Source organism: Burkholderia sp. WAC0059 (assembly GCF_002870125.1).
Taxonomy (GTDB): Bacteria; Pseudomonadota; Gammaproteobacteria; order Burkholderiales; family Burkholderiaceae; genus Paraburkholderia.
Window position 1 is genome coordinate 1 of record NZ_PNEO01000001.1, and the last position, 18,648, is coordinate 18,648.

18 protein-coding genes and 1 pseudogene are annotated in these 18,648 nt (G+C 67.1%); 6 read left to right on the forward strand and 13 right to left on the reverse strand.

The window, feature by feature from the left end:
- From CY652_RS00005 to CY652_RS00025, 5 genes and pseudogenes are all read right to left on the reverse strand, one after another.
- Positions 1-249: pseudogene (locus CY652_RS00005) on the reverse strand (ABC transporter permease); the annotation flags it as partial.
- Between the two features lie 117 nt (positions 250-366).
- A complete protein-coding gene (locus CY652_RS24315; protein WP_180970346.1) occupies positions 367-522 on the reverse strand; it encodes a hypothetical protein in 156 nt (51 codons plus the stop codon).
- Between the two features lie 515 nt (positions 523-1,037).
- A complete protein-coding gene (locus CY652_RS00015) occupies positions 1,038-1,523 on the reverse strand; it encodes a hypothetical protein (protein ID WP_102128639.1) in 486 nt (161 codons plus the stop codon).
- Positions 1,524-1,574: 51 nt separating this feature from the next.
- Positions 1,575-2,051: a zinc-finger-containing protein gene (locus tag CY652_RS00020; protein WP_102128984.1), complete on the reverse strand. Its 477-nt coding sequence runs from the start codon at positions 2,049-2,051 to the stop codon at positions 1,575-1,577.
- A 155-nt stretch (positions 2,052-2,206) separates the two neighbouring features.
- Positions 2,207-3,493 carry an MFS transporter gene (locus CY652_RS00025; protein WP_102128640.1) on the reverse strand — a complete coding sequence of 429 codons (1,287 nt, stop codon included), beginning with the start codon at positions 3,491-3,493 and terminating at the stop codon, positions 2,207-2,209.
- A gap of 321 nt (positions 3,494-3,814) precedes the next feature.
- Here CY652_RS00025 and CY652_RS00030 point away from each other — a divergent pair, with 321 nt between their 5' ends.
- Entirely contained in the window at positions 3,815-5,158 is a 1,344-nt protein-coding gene (locus CY652_RS00030) for a DUF2325 domain-containing protein (RefSeq protein WP_102128641.1), read from the forward strand.
- Here CY652_RS00030 and CY652_RS00035 read toward each other — a convergent pair.
- The 3 genes from CY652_RS00035 to CY652_RS00045 all read right to left on the reverse strand — a co-directional run bounded on the left by CY652_RS00035 (position 5,155) and on the right by CY652_RS00045 (position 6,763).
- On the reverse strand, positions 5,155-5,568 hold the full coding sequence (locus CY652_RS00035; protein WP_374703613.1) for a winged helix-turn-helix domain-containing protein: 414 nt from the start codon (positions 5,566-5,568) through the stop codon (positions 5,155-5,157). The two genes, CY652_RS00030 and CY652_RS00035, sit on opposite strands and share 4 nt — an antisense overlap.
- A gap of 65 nt (positions 5,569-5,633) precedes the next feature.
- Complete coding sequence (locus CY652_RS00040) at positions 5,634-6,251, reverse strand: nitrogen fixation protein NifQ (protein WP_102128643.1); 618 nt, start codon at positions 6,249-6,251, stop codon at positions 5,634-5,636.
- Positions 6,252-6,334: 83 nt separating this feature from the next.
- A complete protein-coding gene (locus CY652_RS00045) occupies positions 6,335-6,763 on the reverse strand; it encodes a TOBE domain-containing protein (RefSeq protein ID WP_102128644.1) in 429 nt (142 codons plus the stop codon).
- A gap of 208 nt (positions 6,764-6,971) precedes the next feature.
- On the opposite strand from CY652_RS00045, the gene CY652_RS00050 reads away from it, so the two are divergent.
- Both CY652_RS00050 and CY652_RS00055 read left to right on the forward strand, forming a co-directional pair.
- Positions 6,972-7,847, forward strand: coding sequence for an extracellular solute-binding protein (locus tag CY652_RS00050; protein WP_102128645.1), 876 nt, complete (start codon positions 6,972-6,974; stop codon positions 7,845-7,847).
- Positions 7,844-9,706, forward strand: coding sequence for an ABC transporter ATP-binding protein/permease (locus CY652_RS00055; protein ID WP_102128646.1), 1,863 nt, complete (start codon positions 7,844-7,846; stop codon positions 9,704-9,706). Before CY652_RS00050 ends, CY652_RS00055 begins: the two co-directional genes overlap by 4 nt.
- A 283-nt stretch (positions 9,707-9,989) precedes the next feature.
- Here the strand turns inward: CY652_RS00055 and CY652_RS00060 are convergent, their stop codons facing one another.
- The 4 genes from CY652_RS00060 to CY652_RS00075 form a co-directional block, all read right to left on the reverse strand.
- Positions 9,990-11,012 carry a hypothetical protein gene (locus CY652_RS00060; RefSeq protein WP_102128647.1) on the reverse strand — a complete coding sequence of 341 codons (1,023 nt, stop codon included), beginning with the start codon at positions 11,010-11,012 and terminating at the stop codon, positions 9,990-9,992.
- A 112-nt stretch (positions 11,013-11,124) separates the two neighbouring features.
- Positions 11,125-11,760 carry a TetR/AcrR family transcriptional regulator gene (locus CY652_RS00065; protein ID WP_102128648.1) on the reverse strand — a complete coding sequence of 212 codons (636 nt, stop codon included), beginning with the start codon at positions 11,758-11,760 and terminating at the stop codon, positions 11,125-11,127.
- A 99-nt stretch (positions 11,761-11,859) separates the two neighbouring features.
- Entirely contained in the window at positions 11,860-12,888 is a 1,029-nt protein-coding gene (tdh, locus tag CY652_RS00070) for an L-threonine 3-dehydrogenase (protein WP_102128649.1), read from the reverse strand.
- A 15-nt stretch (positions 12,889-12,903) separates the two neighbouring features.
- Entirely contained in the window at positions 12,904-14,103 is a 1,200-nt protein-coding gene (locus CY652_RS00075; protein WP_102128650.1) for a glycine C-acetyltransferase, read from the reverse strand.
- A gap of 186 nt (positions 14,104-14,289) precedes the next feature.
- Between CY652_RS00075 and CY652_RS00080 the strand changes: the two genes are divergently transcribed.
- The 3 genes from CY652_RS00080 (at position 14,290) to CY652_RS00090 (ending at position 16,463) form a co-directional block, all read left to right on the forward strand.
- Positions 14,290-14,901 carry a helix-turn-helix domain-containing protein gene (locus CY652_RS00080; protein WP_102128651.1) on the forward strand — a complete coding sequence of 204 codons (612 nt, stop codon included), beginning with the start codon at positions 14,290-14,292 and terminating at the stop codon, positions 14,899-14,901.
- 120 nt (positions 14,902-15,021) lie between these two features.
- Positions 15,022-15,441: a DUF2471 family protein gene (locus tag CY652_RS00085; RefSeq protein ID WP_102128985.1), complete on the forward strand. Its 420-nt coding sequence runs from the start codon at positions 15,022-15,024 to the stop codon at positions 15,439-15,441.
- Positions 15,442-15,461: 20 nt separating this feature from the next.
- Positions 15,462-16,463: a tyrosine-type recombinase/integrase gene (locus tag CY652_RS00090; protein WP_102128652.1), complete on the forward strand. Its 1,002-nt coding sequence runs from the start codon at positions 15,462-15,464 to the stop codon at positions 16,461-16,463.
- Between the two features lie 198 nt (positions 16,464-16,661).
- On the opposite strand, the gene CY652_RS00095 is transcribed toward CY652_RS00090, so the two are convergent.
- A complete protein-coding gene (locus CY652_RS00095) occupies positions 16,662-17,846 on the reverse strand; it encodes a DNA-binding protein (protein WP_102128653.1) in 1,185 nt (394 codons plus the stop codon).
- Positions 17,847-18,648: the final 802 nt, after the last annotated feature.

Consider the following 18,648-nt stretch of genomic DNA (forward strand, 5'->3'; position numbering starts at 1 on the left):
GAGCGAGGCGAACATGGCCGCGAGCATGCGCAGGATGGTGCGCAGCGCGTACTCGGGGAGCATGGCCGGGTCCAGCGAGATGACCTGGGTCCGGAGCGTGGACATCGGCGCCATCGTCTGGTGAAACCCGATCGCGAACAGCGCGATCACGCAGATGATCAGCGGGAACGTCACAAAGTCCCACCCGTTGGGCAGCAGCCGCCACGCCGACGCGTTCGCCGTCCGGTTGAGGTTGAAACTGGAATCCACTAACGGCCTCCCGCTACAGGGTGCGCGCGGCCCGCGCCGGCCAGCGTGCGGCGGGCGGTTCGCGCTGAAGAATGATGAACACGGATCATGCAGGAGCGCCCGCGATCAGACGAAGAATCACAGTGCCCGGGCCAGGGCGCCGAACCTCGTCACGGCAAATCGGCGCGCTCCGGAAGACGACGACGGAATGGGCGGCCATGACGGCTCGCCGGGTTGGCGCTCGCGCCGCGCATCGAAATGCGCCTGCAGCGGCAGAAGAAGGCTGAACTGCATGCTGTTTCTCCGGGACTTGCGGCCTGACACGGTTCGCGGAAAGCCAGCAGACCCGACAGCGGCGCGCGAAGCGCGCAACGGCGAACGTCTACTCGCTTTCCTTTCGCGACAACAAAAGGAAGCGGCATAACGGGTAACTGTCACTGTCGGACATCGAAGCTCCTTGCCTGCGTCCGGGGACGCCCATGCCTGTTCCGGCGGCCGCGCGCCCGCCGCGAGGCAGGGACACGAGCGCAGCCGCGAACAGGCGAACCGCAACGGGAGGCCGGCCGAACCCGCGCGAGCGCGTTCGTCGGGACGACGTCAATCGGGATGCACGAAGAGGTACGGCGGATATTGCGGTACTGCAGGACGCGCACCGTCTGCCTTCTGGCAGGACGGCGGCGATGGGAAGGGGCGCGGACGTCCTGCCGGTCAGGCAGCGAAACTTCTCGAAGATCGACTACTGCTACTGTCCAAGGCACCAGCCCCTTTTGTGAAGACGGGCGAATTTTAGACATTCGGCAAGCCCGAAGTCAACACGATTCGCGCGCGGCGTCATCGGCATGCACGGCCTGTGCGCGAGGCTCTCCGGCGGAGAGGCGTTCGAGCCACTGGCTCGCCTCGGTCAGCGCCCATAGCGGCGCCGTCTGCAGTTGCCTGTCGTAGACGGTCACGACCTGCGAAAACGCGTCGAACGCCGCGTCGTCGAGCCGCCACCGGCCGGTTTCCCGGCCGTTCGAGAAGCACGCGGTCACGGCCGCCTCGGCGGCCGCCATCAGCCCGGGCGCAATCGAGCCGTAGCCCGCATCCGCGATCGCCGAGGCGAGAGCCAGCGTATGCAGCAGCGTCTGGGCGTCCTGGCGGGTACCGCCCGAACCGTGCAGCGCGGCCAGCGCGAGATGGACCTGCAACGCCAGACCGTTGGCGCTCGCGCGCGGAATCGGCAACAGCATCGCCTTGCTGCGGCGCGCGCGGCCGCCTTGCTGCGGCGCGCGGGAAAACGAAGGGGTCCTGGCCATGGTGCGGGAAAGGAGTCAGTCACGCGCAATAACGGCAAACCGGGCCGAAAATTAAGCGTCTCGATCGTCTTCGGCGTCGCCCGAATCCTGCCCGCGCCGCCGGGCGGCCATGAACGCCTCGACGTAGCGGATCGCCTGCTCGCATTGCTCGAGCGACAGATGGTGGAGCGACGCGTGGGCCGGCTCGAATCCGAGCGCGTCGGCAGCCCAGCGGATCGCTCGCGCGCGCGCCTCGAAAGCGTTCACGCCGTCGCGCCGCACCTTGGCCGCGACCAGCGGTTCGAGCACGTCGTGCAGGCGGCTCTTCGCCTCGCGCAGCGCGGCATCGGCGAGGCGGCCGAGCGGCACGTTGCGCGTGCTGCGCGCGTGCACGCCGATCCACGCCCCGCAGGCCGTGCAGATCCAGAGCGGACCGTGATCGTCGCGATACGGATAGGCTTCGTCGCCGTATCGCGCGAGCACGGCCCGCTCGCCGCAATAGTCGCAAAGCGGCTGCGGCAGCGCCTTGACCGGGCGGCCTACGCGCATCGGCGGCTCCTCGGGGCGAAAACGGGCAACGGCTTCGTGGACATGGCGTGCGAAAGGAAGAAGGCGCGGCGGCGCCGTTCGCATCAGCATACCGGGAAACGCCGGCCCCGACGCCCGGAGCGCGGCACGACACGCCGCCCCCGGCAACGGCGGGATTACGTGCCGGCCGCGGCGCGCGTCTCCTCGTGCGCCAGCGAGCGCGTCCGGCGCAACTCGGGAAAGAGCCGCATCCACAGCAGCGCCACGCCGATCGTCGCGACGCCGCCCACCAGCACCGCGCGCGGCGCGCCCCACCAGCCGGCCGTGAGACCCGACTCGAATTCGCCGAGCTGATTCGACGTGCCGATGAAAAGCGAGCTGACCGCGCTCACGCGCCCGAGCATCTCGTCGGGCGTGCGCAGTTGCACGAGCGAGAGTCGCACGACGACGCTCACCACATCCGAAGCACCGAGCGCGGCCAGCGCGAGCAGCGACACGGCCAGGTTGCGCGACAGCCCGAACGCCAGCGTGGCGAGACCGAAGACGATCACGCCGCCGAACATCGCCGCGCCAGGCCGGCGGCGCAGCGGAAAATGCGCGAGCCAGACAGTGCCCGCGAGCGCGCCGGCCGCCGACGCCGAGCGCAGCAGCCCGAGCGCGAGCGGGCCGGCGTGGAGGATGTCGCGCGCGAACACGGGCAGGAGCGCGGTCGCGCCGCCGAACAGCACCGCGAAAAGATCGAGCGACATCGCCCCGAGAATGGCCGGCTGCGAGCGGATGAAGGCGATGCCCGAAAAGACGGAAGCGAGCGTCACCGGTGCGCGGGCGGCCGGCTTCGCCTGCAGCGGCACCGCGCCGACCAGCACGGCCGCCACGGCGAACGACGCGGCGCAGGCCAGATAGGCCGGCCCCGGGCCGATGCCGTAGAGCAGGCCGCCGAGCGCGGGGCCGACGATCTGCGCGGTCTGATTGGCCGACGTGGCCCACGCCGTCGCGTGCGGCAACTGCTCGCGCGACACGACGCCGGGCAGCAGCGACGAAATCGCCGGCGACTCGAACGCGCGGGCCGCGCCCACGCACGCCGCCAGCAGATAGACGAGCGGCGCGCCCAGCCAGCCGCCGAACGTTCCCGCCGCGAACAGCAGCGCCGCGGCTCCCTCGACGGACTGGCACACCGCGGCAATCCGTCGACGGTCGTAGCGGTCCGCGACCTGGCCGACCACGAGCGTCAGCAGGAACATCGGCAGGAACTGGGCGAGACCGACGAGGCCCAGCGAAAACGCGCTGTGCGTGATGGCGTAGACGTGCCAGCCCATCGCGACCGCCAGCATCTGGAACGACATCGAGGACAGCACGCGCGCCGCCCAGAAACGCTGGAACGCGCGGTTGCGCAACAGGCCGGCCGCTTCGCGCGTGCCTGACGCATTCGGGCCGCGATCCGGTACGGAAGGAGGAGTGCTCATGAACGGGCCGGCCGACTGCGACCGGAAACTCGAAAGCCGACGATTCTAGTGCAGGTCGCCGCTACCCATACGATCCATTACGCCCATCGATATACCTATTAAGGCATATCGATGGGCGCAGGCGCCTCGCCCCGATCGAGCCGTCCGGTCCGGGTAGAAGGACCTCGCCCTGCCCCGCCGGGCGCCCTGCGGGCGGAATTCCATCGATATATTCCGTGATATATTTCGAATTCCCCTACGACCGGCGATCGGCCGGCGCGCCTCCCGCGGAAACGGACGCGCCGACCGTCTTTCGCGCTTCGAACCGGACCAGAGGTCATCATGCACGCTCCGCCGTTTCGCCTCGCCCGAACGCCGGGCCTCGAATCGCCCGACGATGCGCCGTATCTGCGCGCCCTTTCAGGCGACGCCTGCTGCGAACCCACGGCCGCCGAAATCGACCGCCCGGGCAGGCGCGCCCGCCTGGCCGACCTCGACTCGCACCTGCACTGCTCGATCATCGGCACGTGTCTGAGCACGCACGAGCTGCGCAAACTGGTCCCGAAGTTTGCGAATCTCGACGCGCGCCACGCGAGCGACCTCGAAATCCACCATGCCGCCGTCGAGCTCGCGATCCACGGCGGCCCCGGCTGCAAGGCCCTGCAAAAGGCGCTCGACACGCGGTATGCGGGCGCGGTGCGCCTCTTCGCCTCGGCGCGCGATCCGCAGGCCCTGCTCGAGCGCTGGAACGACGCGCTGGCGAGCGGCGACATTCCGCCCGCCTACTGGGCGCTGATGACGCATCCGCAGGCCACGCTGGAAGTCCGCCAGGCCGCGTTCGGCGAACTGCACATGCTCTCGCACCTCGTCGGCGCGGCCAATCGGGCCGATATCCGGCGCCTCGTCGCGCTCGAAAAGGAAAACGTCGAACTGCGGACCAGGATGGAACGTCAGCAGGCACGGCTGCACGAGATGAGCATGCAGCGCGACGCGGCGCTGGCCGAACTGGCTGCCCAGGCAGCCCGCCCGCCGGCACCGGCCGACGACGCGCAACGGCAGGCCGAAGTCGCCGCGCTGCGCGAGGCGCTGGCCGCGCGCGACGCCCGCCTCGCGCTTCAGACGAGCCGTCGCGAAACCGCCGAGCAGCGTGCCGCGGCCGACGAAGCGACAGCGCACACGCTGCGCGCGCAGCTCGACGACGCGCATGCGCTCGTCAACGCGCTGCAGGCCGAGGCGGGCGCGATGGAGCTGGCGATGCAGCAGACGGAGCAAACGCCGTCGAACGACGTGCCCGTCAGTCTCGCGGGCAAGCGCATCGTCTACGTGGGCGGCCGGCCCGGCTCGAACCAGGCGCTGAAGCGATGGGTAACGTCGGCGGGCGGAGAGCTCGCCGTGCACGACGGCGGCATCGAGGATCGCAAGGGGTTGTTGGCGTCCACGCTCGCGGGCGCGGATCTCGCCGTGTTTCCGGTCGATTGCATCGACCACGATTCGATGAACCAGCTCAAACGCGTCTGCGAACGCCATCAGGTGGCGTATTACCCGCTGCGCACCGCGAGCGTCGCGAGTTTCGTCGAGCTGATGACCCGGCTCATGACCACCGGCGGCGACGCCGCGTCGGCCACGGCCGCCTCGATCCTCTCATCGGCGCAGCCCGCCTCGCGGTTCTGCCTGCGCCACGGCTAGGCCTCGCCGCTCCGGAGCAGTTTCGTCAGCGCGGCGATCTCGGGCGCACAGGACGCCGCCGCGCGCGCCTCGATGTCGCGATAAAGACGGACGATTTCCTCGCCGACCGGCGTCAGCGTGCTGCCGCCGCCGCTCTGGCCGCCATGCTCGGAAAGGGTGGCCGGCGACTCGAGCGCCCGGTTGAGTTCGTCCATGAGCAGCCATGCGCGCCGATACGACATGTTGAGACTGCGCGCGGCGGCCGAGATCGAGCCGTGTTCGCGCACGGCCTCGAGCAGCGACACCTTGCCGGGACCTAGCGCGATCATGCCAGCGTACCGGATCCGCATGCGAAAACGTACTTCAGGCTCCGCATTTTCGCGGGCAGGGACGGCCGGATCGTGTTCGGGATGAGTCATGCGCGCAAGCATACACGATGCGCTTCGTGCCTCGCGCCCCGAAGCCGCACGCGGCGCCGGGCCGACCGGCGCGTCGCTCAACGTCCTTCCGGAAAGCAGAACCCGAAGTCTTCGCAGCCGGGACAACCCGGTGCGGGCCCCGGCGTCGCGCCCGTTGCCAGCGCGAGTTCGCGCGCGAGGAATTTCTTCCACCGCAACCCGTCGACATTGCGCGCGACGAGCGCTGGAAAATAGCGCTCCAGCATGTGCGTGACGTCGTCGCGCCCGTCGAGGCCCAGGTCGCGCCAAAGATGATCGGGCCGCAGACAGGCATGCGCGATGATGGTCGCGAGGCAATGCGCGTCGTCGCCCTCGACGTCGGGCGAACGAAACGCCAGCAGCAGGTCGCGCATGGCGATGGTGAAGGCGAGCCGCCCGGCATCGGCTACGGCCGGCGACACCGCGCGAGGCGCGGCGGTCTCGACGAAATCGGCGAAATGCCGGCGATACAGCGCCGCCAGCCGGTCCGGCGGCAGGCCGAGCAGCGCGAGTTCGCCGCGCACGTCCCGCGCGGCGACGAGGCGCGCGAAGAGCCGGGCGTCGGACGATCCGGCCTCGGTCCGGCCGCCCGTCAGCGCGTCGCAACGCGCCCGCGCGGCCGATTCGAAGTCCTGCCCGGCGAATGTGTGCTTCGGCAGATCCGGTCGTTCAGCCATGACGTCGAGTCCGATTCGAGGCGAGCGATGCGATTGATGCACGCGGCATGGCGACGAACGCTTCCCGCCCGCGCGGGCGGCGTTCAGTCATCGACGCCCACGATCACGCTCGACGCCTTGAAGATCGCGGCGGCCGGCTGGCCGGCCGCGAGGCCGAGCCGGTCGACGCTCTCGTTGGTGATGATGGCGGCAACCTGCGCGCCGGCCGGCGAGGCAACGATCACCTCGGCATTGACGGCCCCTTTCGTCACCGACACGACCGAGCCCGCGACGCGATTGCGCGCCGACACCCGGCTGCCGTCGGCCCCGGTCATCACGATCACCGAGGACGCCTTGACGAGCGCGAACGCCGGCTTGCCGGCCGCGAGCCCCAGCGAAACCGCGCTGCCGTGCGTGACGATCGCGACGATCTCAAGACCGTGCTCGACGCTCAGGACGATCTCGTCGTTGACGGCGCCGGCCTTCACGGCGCTGACCTTGCCGGCAAAATGGTTACGGGCACTCGTGCGCATGGCGGTCTGTCTCCAGGGGTTCGTCGGGGCGGCAACGCGTCCCGGCCAGCCGACGATGGATGGGCGGCACTACCCGCGTAGTGTAGCGGTCCTCCCGCACGCCGTCTGCGGATAAGTCCCAACCCAAATATTCGGCAGACGCAAACAACGCTCGTTCAGTCCATCGTAATATATCGGCGTTTATAACGAACGATATGGGGTGGAAGACATGATTCGCAAACTTGCAGCTTCGGTGGTCGTACTGGCGGGAATCTTCAGCGCGAACGTCTGCGCCGCCGACGAAAGCGACGTCAACGTGCTGTACGCGGGCTCGCTCGTCAACCTGATGGAGCGCAGCGTCGGCCCCGCGTTCGAGAAGGAGACGGGCCTGCACTTCCGGGGCTATGCGGCCGGCTCGAACAAGATCGCCAACGAGATCAAGGGCAAGCTGCGGCGCGGCGACGTATTCATCAGCGCGAGCCCGAAGGTCAACACGAGCCTGATGGGCGCGGACAACGGCGACCATGTGACCTGGTACGTCACCTTCGCGCAGTCGCCGCTGATGATCGGCTACAACCCGAAGAGCCGTTTCGCCGCCGATCTGCGCACGAAGCGCTGGGATCAGGTGCTGGCCGAGCCCGGCATCCGCATCGGCCGCACCGATCCGAAGCTGGATCCGAAGGGCGCCTTCACGGTCGAGATGGTGACGAAGGCCGCCGCGCTCTACCACGAGCCGGATCTCGTCGAGAAGGTACTCGGCGCGCCCGAGAATCCCGAGCAGGTGCTGCCTGAGGAAACGCTCGTCGGCCGCCTGCAGTCGGGGCAACTCGACGCGGGCTTCTTCTACTCGACCGAAACGTCCGACCTGAAGATTCCCGCGATCAAGCCGGCGCCCGAACTGAAGGTCCAGGCCGACTACACGCTGACGATCCTCAACGACGCGCCGAACGCAAGCGGCGCGGCCCGCTTCGTCGACTTCCTGCTGAGCGCCGAAGGCCGCCGGCTCCTCGCCGAGCACGGCGTCGACGTCGTGCAGCCGACCGTGAGCGGCAACGAGCAGGCCATTCCCTCGCCGGTTCAGGCCGTGATCGACGCCGCGCAATGACGCGTTCCGCCGCGCGGCCGCTGCTCTGGCTCGCCGCGCTGCTCGCGGTCTATCTATGTGCGCCGTTCATCGCCAGCATCCCGCAGATCGGGGCGGCCGACTGGGCCGACGTCGACTGGCATGCGACCTGGTCCGCCGTCGGCGTCTCGGCCGCCAGCGCGAGCGTGGCGGCGCTCTTCATCCTCATCGGCGGCGTGCCGCTCGGCTATTGGCTCGCGCGCTCGCCCTCGCGCGCGGTCGCCCTGCTCGGCTTCGTCGTGCAACTGCCGCTTGCGCTGCCGCCGCTCACGAGCGGCGTGCTGCTGCTGTTCCTGCTCGGGCCATATAGCTGGATTGGCCGGCTGACGGGCGGCACGCTGACCGACTCGTTCGCCGGCATCGTGCTGGCCGAATCCTTCGTCGCCGCGCCGTTTCTGATCGTCGCGGCGCGTTCCGCCTTCGCCGCCGTCGACCCCGTCTACGACGACGTGGCCGCGACGCTCGGCCATCGCGCCGGCAGCCGGTTCCTGCGCGTGACGCTGCCCATCGCCTGGCCCGCCATCCGCGCCGGACTCGCGCTCGCCTGGCTGCGGGCATTCGGCGAGTTCGGCGCCACGGTCATGGTCGCCTATCATCCGTACTCGCTGCCCGTGTACACCTACGTCGTGTTCGGCGGCCAGGGCCTGCCCGCGATGATGCCGCTGCTATTGCCGACGCTGGCGATCGCCATCGTCTGCGCCGCGCTCTCCGTCTACAGCCACGGCAGGCGCTCGAGCATCGCGCCGCCGCACGAGAGCGGCGACGAGACACGCGCCGCCGGCCCCGGGTCCGCCGTGGCAGCAAACGAAGACCTGCGGCTCGCCTTCGATCTCAAGCGCACGCTCGGCGCCTTCAGCCTCGACGTCGCGTGGCGGCCGGCGACGCGACGCCTCGCCATCATCGGGCCGTCGGGCTCGGGCAAGTCGCTGGCGCTGAAGCTGATCGCCGGGCTCGAGCGCAACGAGGCCGGCCCGGTGACGCTCGGGCGCATCGACCTCGGCGCGCTGCCGCCCGAGCGCCGGCAGATCGGCTACATGCCGCAGGACTACGGGCTCTTTCCGCACATGAGCGTCGCGCGGCAATTGTCATTTCCCGCCGATGCCGACGCGGCCACCGCGCGCTACTGGGTCGAACATCTCGGGCTCGATTCGCTGACTGCCCGGCTGCCGCGCGAACTCTCGTTCGGTCAGCGTCAGCGCGTAGCGCTCGCGCGTGCGCTGACGCGCCACAGCCAGCTCCTGCTGTTCGACGAACCGTTCTCAGCGCTCGACACGCCGCGTCGGCGGCGCCTGCAGCAGTCGCTGCGCGCCCTGCAGCGCGAGATCGCCGCGGTCACGGTCATCGTCACGCACGACCCCGACGAAGCCGCGCTGCTCGCCGACGAAGTGCTCGTCATCGAACAGGGCCGCGCTCTCCAGGTCGGGACGATCGATACGGTGTTCGGGCAGCCCGCGTCGCCGCGCGTGGCGGAATTGCTCGGCCTGCACAACGTCGGAGACGGCACGGTGCGCGCGCCGGGCGTCGTCGAAACGGCGGCGGGCCTGCGCCTCGAAACGGCCGACCGTCAGGCCCGCGTCGGCGAACGCGTGATGTGGCGCGTGTCGCCACGCGCGATTCGCGCCACGCCCGAGGGGCCGCACGCAGGCTCGGTCGCCGGCAGCAGCCTGCGCCATGGCGATCGGTACGCGACGCTCGACATCGGCGGCCAGTTGTTCGACGTGGCGGCAGAAGATGCGCCGCCGGAAACCGGCGGCCCGTATCGATTGGCGATCGACCCCGATGGCGTATCGGTGTGGCCGGTGCGGACGACCGGTTCCGATAAACCTGCCGCCAGCCCCTGAAAAAGCTCACCTTCACGCAATCGTCCGACCGGTACGCAGGCCGCACAGTAGCGGTTTTTCCATTGATCGGGACACGGAAGGCACCGTTTCGAGGGACGCCGCGACTCTCCCGAAAAAACTCACCTTTCGCCGGTTTTAGCCAATTCCGGCAGTCGGTTCGCACGGCGCGCCTGCGCCTCGTATGCGGCTAAATCACGCTCGCGCTGGCTTTTTTTCGTACGGCAGGGAAAACCGCGGCGCCGGCGCGGGCCCCCGAATCCCGACTCCCGAAAATACTCACCTTTCAGATCGCCAGCCCGCCGGCGGCGTCGAACACGCCCGTCGACACGGTCAGATCGGCACGCTCGAACCGCACGAGCGAAAAGGCCCGGACACCGAGCGGACTGGCGGGAATCCGGGCAAGCGGGAACTCGATCGGCGCACAGTCTCGACTGTCATCGTCGACGACCACGTTCATCCGGTCGAGCCGGACGCGGCGCGTTTCGACCTGCGTATGCGCCTCGGGATGCGAAAGCACGTCGCAGATCACGTCGAGTTCGCGTTCGAGCGCGTCGGTCTTCAGGCCAAGCCTGGCCAATGCCTGCGCGTTCCGATCGAGCCGCGCCTGCAGACGCGCCACGCCGGCAACGTCCGCTGTTGGCGCTGCCGCGTGGCCGCCCAGCATGCCCGAGGTGCCGGCGCCCTGGTGAGCCAGCAGTTGCAGACGGGTCCTGAGCAGGGCCCGTTCTTCTTCGAGCGCATCGCGCCGCGATTCGTCGTCGCCGATCCGGGCAAGCCCTTCGAGCGCGATCTGCTCGACGACGCGCTGCACGATTTCGCGGCGCAACTCGACCTCGGTCTCGCCGCACACGCGCACCTGGTGATCGTCGAAGCTGAGCGTAGTGCGTGCCACGTCGACGCGCACGGCATCGCCCTGCTGCTCGACGCCGAACACGCGGCGCTCTGTCATGGCCATGCCGAGCACCGCATAACCATGCTGCGCCAGCGGATGAAGATCGAACCACGCGTGCAGCTCGGGCGAACGGCTCAATGCCGGCGCCACTTCGCCGGGCGCGGCAAAGAACGCGTGAATGTAGGGGTCGGTGGACCAGGACAACGCGCTGGCCTCGCGCGCAGCCGGTACGCGCCCGACCAGACCGGCGACGTAGTCGAACGACACCTGCAACGCCGGCGCAAGGCGCGCCCGGTAGCGACGGGCCAGCTTCAGCGTCGGACTGAGCCTGAGCACCCGCGCGATCAATTCCGCCGTCTGCGGCGTCTCGCTTGCCCGCCCTGCACCCGGCCACAGCCAGCCGAAGAGACCCATCTCCGCGCTCCGTGCGTTTGTCCGTCGCCTGCGTTCCACCCGCATCGTCAGGACAGGAGCATGCCAGATTCTTCCGCCGGGCCGGAGCGGGCCGCCCGGCTCCCGAAAACCCTCACCGCTGATGCGGCACCCGCCCGACGGACTCGTTCGCATCCAGTATCTGCTGGGCCGCGGCGCGCGCATCGCGCGCGGCATCGGCATCGCCGCTCACGAGCGCCACGCCGATCGCGCCGTCGATCAGGATCAGCCACTGCCGCGCGAGCCGGGCGGCAAGCCGCCGCTCGATGCCGGCCGACGCCACGTAGTCATCGAACTGCTCGCGCACGAACGCCAGCAGGCGCTCCTTGTGCATGCGCGAAACGGCGCGTATCGGATCGTCCGGATGCGCGATCTCGCCCGCGGCGTTAAGAAAAGCGCAGCCGTGAAAGTCGTCGGCGACGAACCACTCGCGCAACGCGTCGAACATGCCGAGCAGGCGCGTGCGCGGCGTGCGTCCGTGGCGCAGCGTGGCCTCGATGAACCAGCGCATCCAGCGCTCGTCGCGCCGTTCGAGCGCGGCCGCGACGAGCGCATCTTTCGATTCGAAATGGGTGTAGAAACTCTTGCGCGCCGCCCCGGACGCGCGAACGATCGCATCCACGCCGGTTGCGTGGATACCGCCCGCATAAACCAGGGCTTCGGCGGCCTCGAGCAGGCGTTCGCGGGCATCGGCCGGCGGCTCGCCTGAAGCGGAACCTGTCTTGCTCAATGGCGTGACCTCGACATCGGGAGAACGACCATTCTCTCACAAACACGCGGTGGCGGCACGCCTTCGTCGGGCGGAACCGCCGACCGTGGCGACCGCCCGTCAGGCGGCCCAGTCGAGAATCACCTTGCCGCTCTCGCCGGAGAGCATTGCCGCAAACCCTTTTTCGTAATCGTCGACGCCGAAGCGGTGCGTGATGACCGGCGAGAGATCGAGCCCGCTCTGCAGCATCGCGACCATCTTGTACCAGGTCTCGAACATCTCCCGGCCGTAAATGCCCTTGATCTCCAGCCCCTTGAAGATCACCTGGTTCCAGTCGATCGCGGTCTGCGCGGGCGGAATGCCGAGCAGCGCCACCTTGCCGCCGTGGTTCATCGCTTCGAGCAGCGCCGTGAACGCGCTCGGCACGCCCGACATTTCGAGTCCGACGTCGAAGCCCTCGGTCATCTGGAGGTCCGCCATCACGTCGCGCAGCGATTCGCGCGCGACGTTCACCGCGCGCGTCGCGCCCATCTTGCGCGCCAGGTCGAGCCGGTAGTCGTTGACGTCGGTGATCACGACGTTGCGCGCGCCGACATGGCGGGCGATCGCCACCGCCATGATGCCGATCGGCCCCGCGCCGGTAATCAGCACGTCCTCGCCCACGAGATTGAACGACAGCGCCGTGTGCGCCGCGTTGCCGAACGGGTCGAAGATCGCGGCCAGATCGTCGGAGATTTCCGGCGGAATCTTGAACGCGTTGAACGCCGGAATCACCAGATACTCGGCGAACGCGCCCTCGCGATTCACGCCGACGCCCACCGTGTTGCGACACAGATGCCGACGGCCGGCCCGGCAGTTGCGGCAGAAACCGCAGGTGATATGCCCTTCGCCGGACACGCGATCGCCGATGGCGAAGCCGCGGACCTCCTGCCCCATCTCGACGATCTCGCCGACGTACTCGTGGCCGACGTGCATCGGCACGGGAATCGTCTTCCGGGCCCAGTCGTCCCATTTCCAGATGTGGATGTCGGTGCCGCAAATCGCCGTGCGGCGAATCCGGATCATCACGTCGTTGTGGCCGACTTCGGGCTTCTTCACCTGGGTCAGCGTGAGGCCCGGCGCGCGTTCGAGTTTTGCCAGTGCTTTCATGGAAATTGTCGCTCCTCAGATCACGCCGAGTTGTCGGCCGACGCGCGCGAACGCCTCGACGGCCCGTTCGATCTGCTCCGGCGTGTGCGCGGCGCTCATCTGCGTGCGAATGCGCGCGCGTCCCTTCGGCACGACCGGATACGAGAAGCCGATCACGTAGACGCCCTCGCGCAGCAACGCGTCGGCCATGTTCGAGGCGACCTGCGCGTCGCCGAGCATCACGGGGATGATCGGATGTTCGCCGGGCACGAGCGTGAAGCCGAGCGCGCTCATCTCGCGCCGGAAATGCGCGCCGTTCGCGCGAACGCGCTCGCGCAACCGCGCGCCTTCGTCGCTCGCGATCAGCTCGAGCACTTTCAGCGACGCCGCCGCGATGCTCGGCGCCAGCGTGTTCGAAAACAGATAGGGCCGCGAGCGCTGGCGCAGCAACTCGACCACTTCCTTTCGCGCGGCGACGTAGCCGCCCGACGCTCCGCCGAGCGCCTTGCCGAGCGTGCCGGTCACGATATCGACGCGTTGCGCGACGCCGCAATGCTCGGGCGTGCCGCGACCATGCCCGCCGATGAAGCCGACCGCATGCGAATCGTCGACCATCACGAGCGCCCCGTAACGGTCGGCCAGATCGCAGATGCCGGCCAGGTCGGCGATGATGCCGTCCATCGAAAACACGCCGTCCGTTGCGATCAACTTGTAACGCGCGCCGGCCGCGTCGGCCTCGCGCAGCTTCGCTTCGAGATCGGCGAGATCGTTGTTGCGGTAGCGATAGCGCTTCGCCTTCGAAAGCCGCACGCCGTCGATGATGCTTGCGTGGTTGAGCTCGTCGCTGATGATCGCGTCCGCCTCGTCGAGCAGCGTTTCGAACAGGCCGCCGTTCGCGTCGAAGCAGCTCGAATAGAGAATGCAGTCGTCGGTCTGCAAGAACGCGGCGAGCGCGCTTTCCAGTTGCCGGTGCACCGTCTGCGTGCCGCAGATGAAACGCACCGACGCCATGCCGAATCCGTCGCGGTCGAGCCCGTCCTTCGCTGCCGCGACGAGCCGCGGATCGTCGGCAAGACCGAGGTAGTTGTTCGCGCAAAAATTCAGCACCGCGGCGCCGTCCGCGAGGCGAATCTGCGACGACTGCGGCGTGGCGATCACGCGCTCGCTCTTGTAAAAGCCGTCGGCGCGAATCTGGTCGAGCGTCGCGCGCACATGGGCAAGATAGGGTTCGTGCATGAATCGGACTCCTCCGGGAGACGGGCTCGCGGCCGGCGCGACACGCATGTGCCTCGCGGCCGCTCGCTCGCCGGCTATCCGGGACGGCCGACGCCTGTTATAGTCGCCGTCGACATCGCCGGATTTTTTCAATTTATCGAACTTAATTTCGATATACCGGACGAACTCTAATCGATAGGTCAGTAAATGGCAAGCTCACGCACCCCGCGCGCTTCGACGCCGGCCGCCCACCCGGCTGGAACGCTCACCGCCCCGCCGCGCGTGGGCGAACAGATTCAGCGCCTGCGCAACGAGCGCCGGATGACGCTCGACGAGCTCTCGCGCGCCGCCGGCGTGTCGAAGTCGATGCTCTCGGAAATCGAGCGCGACAAGGCCAATCCCACCATCGCCGTCGCGTGGCGTCTCACGAACGCATTGGGCGTCAATCTCGATTCGCTGTTCTCCGCGCCGCGAGCGCCCGAGGCGATCGCAGTCGCCGGTCCGCACGACATCCCGACCCTGCACGGACAGGACGCCGGCTACCAGTTGCGCGTCTGGGGGCCGATCGAGCTGGCCGGTCGCTTCGAGTGGTACGAACTGACGTTGAAACCGGGCGGCGCGCTGGTGTCGAACGCGCACGAACCGGGCACGCGCGAACATCTGACCGTCCTGCACGGCAGCATCGACGTCGAGGCGGCCGACACGACCCGCCGGCTGAAGGTGGCAGACACGGCCCGCTATGCGGCCGACCAGCCGCACGCGATCCGCAATGCGGGCAAGAACGAGGCGCGAGCCCTGCTGGTCGTGATTCACGGTTGACGCGCGCGACGCCGGCCGGAGGCAAGCATCGGCCAGTCGATAGAGGCCGTGCGGGAAATATCGCTGCCAGCCCGATTACTGTATATTCATACAGTGATTGAGATCGACTGGAGCAAGATCATGCAGACCCCGAACGAACACGATCTGGCCGCACTCCGCTTTCAGGCCGCGGCGCACGACCTCGAGCAGATCGTCCGGCATATTGCGCAGCGCTACATCGCGAAGGCAGTACCGCTCACCTGGCGGCTGCTGCACGCCATCGAGGCCGAAGCGCTCGCGGACCTCGGCCTGGCCAGCCGTCACGACGCACACGTGCTCGACCTGTTCCGGCGACCTCGCGATCTGGCCTGGCCGGAAACCGACGATCCTGTCGATTTCGGCAAGTCGAATGCGCTGCCCGCTGCGTTCGGATTCGTGATCGAAACCTATGAGGAGGTGGCCCAGGTTGCGCCCGATATGCCGGATACGAAACGAGATCGGGGCATCTACCCTCCCGGAAGCCGGCCATCGACGTTCCGCACGGCATCCGGACACGGCTGATTACAACGAGGCCGAAGACGATGATTTCCGCGCACGGCCCAGGCGACCTGTTCGATCAGCAGCGCGACGACTGGCGACTGGACCCGCGCTCGGCCTTCGACGCGTGGCTTGCCGCACAAGGATTCCGGCGCTCGTCGGCTGACGTTTATCGAGCGCAATGGGGCCTGTTTCTCGACTGGCTTCGACTCAGGCACAAGACGCTTCAGACCGTCGATAAGCCGACCATTGCCGAATTCGCGGCCGGCCTCGACGTGCGTAAGCCGCAGCGCGCCCGATATCTGCGCCTTGTCGAACGCGTACTGGACCACATACGCGAAATCGAACTGGCATCGACGAACCCGGCACGCTTCATCGCACAGGACGGAGAAGCCGCCTGGCGCAATGCGCGCGAAAACGAACCGACGGGCTTCCTCACGCAGGAGGAACGCACGGCACTGGTCGCTCGTCTGGCGGCCCCGCCCGGGGAACGAACCGCGGCACGACGCTGGCGCGAAGCGCGCGACAGGGCACTTGCGGCCGTCTTCCTCGGTGCCGGACTCAAAACCAGCGACGCCATTGCCTTACCGCTGAACAACGTCGACCCGGCGGCGCGATGGATAGAAATCGAATCGGCCCATCCAGCGCCCGCACGCCGGATTCCCCTGACGTCGTTCGCCGTCCCCGTACTCGCAGTCTGGCTCGACGAGCGGCGGCTGGCTGGCCTGCCGGGCCAGCACGCGTTTCCCGGCTCGCCTTCCGGCCGGCCGATGCACAAGGCGACCATGCTGCGCGCAGTCGACGACCTGATGGAGACCGCAGGCATCGCCGCGACACGCACCGAACGCGCCAGTCCTCGAACGCTGCGTAATACGTTCGCCGCTCACCACTTCGAAAACGGCATGGCGCCGGAACAGGTCGGGCAATGGCTCGGACTCATGCAGCCGATATCGGCTAACCGGCTACATCGTGCATGGCAGGCGTGGGCTGCACGCGAAAGCCGGAAGCCCCCGGTAGGTAGCCGTTTCGGGCAGGCAAAAGCGTAGATAGTTCGGTCGGATTTGTCGTTGTGAGCAACGCGATCGAAACCGTGTCCTGACGGGCGCCGACTAAACATGGAAAGCTCCCGGAAAAGCTCACCGGATAGTCTTGGGAGGAAGAGGTCAGGAATACTCGCAATAGAAGTTCGATCGCAGTGGCTTCGGGCCTGAGTCAGCTCGAAGTCTTCCCGCCAATTAAAGGGGTTAGTCCGACATGAAGTGGGCGACGGCTTCCAGCCGCGAGTGCTGTACGCCGGACGAGCGATCGCATTCCGGGCACGATAGCTCATAGCCGTCGTCGGCTTGCGATAGTTCGGGCTCTCCGTCCCGGCATTTGGGGCAATGCGGGGGGAGTTCGACATGGCCATCCATTACGGTTCCGATTCGGGCCAACTCGTCCTTGCGTAGCCGGCCGGAAGCCGCCAATGAAGACACGACGCCGGCCACCGAAGCATCGACGCCCGAGCGGTCGCGTAACGCAGCGACTTGGCGGGTCAGGATATCGATCTCGTCGCTGCGCTCGCGCAATTGGGCATCGAGCCGGTCGCCGCGCGCCTTGGCGGCCGCCAGTTGCTGGATGTAATCGAATTCCTTGCGGCTTGCCTCTCGCTGGGCCGTCTGCCACGTGGACGACATTGAACGCAGCGAGTCGAGTTCAACCAGCATTGGCTTGACGCGTCGCTCCGCTTCGCTGAGCGCATCCTTGATCTGCTGCGCGTAATGTTCGGTGCGTTCGCGCAGTTCTCTGTTCAGGGCATCGATGCGGTCATGCAGGGTTGCGTTGGCCGACAGCTCCGCGTCGATTCGCTTGCGCAAAACTTCATTCTCGTTTTCCAGACGGTGCGCCGTCGCCTGCCATCCGTCCTGTTCGCGACGGTCGTGCGCGGTGGAAGCAGCCAATTGCGCTTCGAGTTCGCGAACTCTCGTCCATGCGGTTTCTGCCTGGGCTTCGCTACGTTGCAGCATGCCCTCGGCCGCTTCGCGACGACTCTCGGCATCGCGTACGCGCTGTTCCATTCCAGCGGATGCCGCCTGCATCTCCGTCCGTTCGCCTTCGAGTGTACTGCGCGCCTGAGCCAGCGCTGCGTCGAACAGCAGGCCCAGCAGTTCTCCGGCCTGCTCCTCGAGCATGGGCGGAATTGCCCCGCCGCCGATACGCACTTTCGACGCGTTGCGAATTCTCTGCCAGAACAACTCGATGTCTTTCGGGATGTCGCTGGCGCTACCGGTTTGCGTCAGTTCCCGAACCGAGGCCATCGATGGACGAATACCCAGGTCGAAAAACAACCGCTTGCAGGCGTGTAGCGACAACTCCTGACGCTTCGCGCCATTCTTGCGCAGCACATCGAGTTCCTCGCGAATGGCGAACCGCTCGTCATTGACCGTCATCCGGGCCTCGAAAAAGAAAACACTTGTTGATCATAACAAATCGTGTATTGATTGATACAGCTTTGCTGATCGATGGCGCAGCGGCACGAACTTCTGCTGCGAGCGGCCGGAAGCGTTCGTCTATCGCGATTGCAGGATCTGGTCGGTGTGGTAAGCCTGGTTGGCACGACGTGGATGAATGTATTTAATACATCAAATAACGTTACTTTAAATACATTTTTGGCCATTTGGACATCGTGGCCTGGCGTTTAGCCAGATGGTGGAAAATTTTTTGTCTGGGGTCTTCTTGAGGCGTGAAACATCTGACCCGATTGCGCTAAGTCTTTGTCATTAAAGGAATTTAAGGAAGCCCTCGGTTTTTTAAAGTTGTTTCACGGAAGTTCCTCTACGGCCTTGTATCTGTGGTTGAAATGCCCTTGGGGGCTTGCCCAAGGTTTGGGATGGAAGGTGTGGGCAATTTTTCTGAAACTCTCAGGCAGGGTCGTTGAGAGTAATAAAAGTAAACACCCTTGATACTTGTTGAAAAACGTTAACGCCTCGCCATATCCTTATCCAGCAAGGCTTAGCGGGGAGCGAGGTGATGCTTTGCGGGATAGTGGGTGAGCTTCTGCGGGACGGTACCGTGATTGGGTTCAGGAGTGATGGGGAGCAGTTGCAGGAAGGGTCGTGAGCGGATTCGGGGCTGCTTCGGCTAGGCTGTATAGGCAAAGGTGAGGAATTACGGGATCAGACGTGCGTTATGCTCCCGAGTAGCTTACCTGGGGCGAATGTTGGGTGACCTGTAGTGGTGAGCGGATACGGG

What these genes read in the sequence shown, in the direction of transcription:
- tdh (WP_102128649.1), bottom strand. Translation starts at nt 12,888, where the DNA reads ATGAAAGCACTGGCAAAACTCGAACGCGCGCCGGGCCTCACGCTGACC.
- CY652_RS00085 (WP_102128985.1), top strand. Translation starts at nt 15,022, where the DNA reads ATGCAGACCCCGAACGAACACGATCTGGCCGCACTCCGCTTTCAGGCC.
- CY652_RS00095 (WP_102128653.1), bottom strand. Translation starts at nt 17,846, where the DNA reads ATGACGGTCAATGACGAGCGGTTCGCCATTCGCGAGGAACTCGATGTG.
- CY652_RS00075 (WP_102128650.1), bottom strand. Translation starts at nt 14,103, where the DNA reads ATGCACGAACCCTATCTTGCCCATGTGCGCGCGACGCTCGACCAGATT.
- CY652_RS00080 (WP_102128651.1), top strand. Translation starts at nt 14,290, where the DNA reads ATGGCAAGCTCACGCACCCCGCGCGCTTCGACGCCGGCCGCCCACCCG.
- CY652_RS24315 (WP_180970346.1), bottom strand. Translation starts at nt 522, where the DNA reads ATGCAGTTCAGCCTTCTTCTGCCGCTGCAGGCGCATTTCGATGCGCGG.
- CY652_RS00015 (WP_102128639.1), bottom strand. Translation starts at nt 1,523, where the DNA reads ATGGCCAGGACCCCTTCGTTTTCCCGCGCGCCGCAGCAAGGCGGCCGC.
- CY652_RS00045 (WP_102128644.1), bottom strand. Translation starts at nt 6,763, where the DNA reads ATGCGCACGAGTGCCCGTAACCATTTTGCCGGCAAGGTCAGCGCCGTG.
- CY652_RS00035 (WP_374703613.1), bottom strand. Translation starts at nt 5,568, where the DNA reads ATGCTTGCGCGCATGACTCATCCCGAACACGATCCGGCCGTCCCTGCC.
- CY652_RS00055 (WP_102128646.1), top strand. Translation starts at nt 7,844, where the DNA reads ATGACGCGTTCCGCCGCGCGGCCGCTGCTCTGGCTCGCCGCGCTGCTC.
- CY652_RS00025 (WP_102128640.1), bottom strand. Translation starts at nt 3,493, where the DNA reads ATGAGCACTCCTCCTTCCGTACCGGATCGCGGCCCGAATGCGTCAGGC.
- CY652_RS00040 (WP_102128643.1), bottom strand. Translation starts at nt 6,251, where the DNA reads ATGGCTGAACGACCGGATCTGCCGAAGCACACATTCGCCGGGCAGGAC.
- CY652_RS00060 (WP_102128647.1), bottom strand. Translation starts at nt 11,012, where the DNA reads ATGGGTCTCTTCGGCTGGCTGTGGCCGGGTGCAGGGCGGGCAAGCGAG.
- CY652_RS00030 (WP_102128641.1), top strand. Translation starts at nt 3,815, where the DNA reads ATGCACGCTCCGCCGTTTCGCCTCGCCCGAACGCCGGGCCTCGAATCG.
- CY652_RS00020 (WP_102128984.1), bottom strand. Translation starts at nt 2,051, where the DNA reads ATGCGCGTAGGCCGCCCGGTCAAGGCGCTGCCGCAGCCGCTTTGCGAC.
- CY652_RS00090 (WP_102128652.1), top strand. Translation starts at nt 15,462, where the DNA reads ATGATTTCCGCGCACGGCCCAGGCGACCTGTTCGATCAGCAGCGCGAC.
- CY652_RS00050 (WP_102128645.1), top strand. Translation starts at nt 6,972, where the DNA reads ATGATTCGCAAACTTGCAGCTTCGGTGGTCGTACTGGCGGGAATCTTC.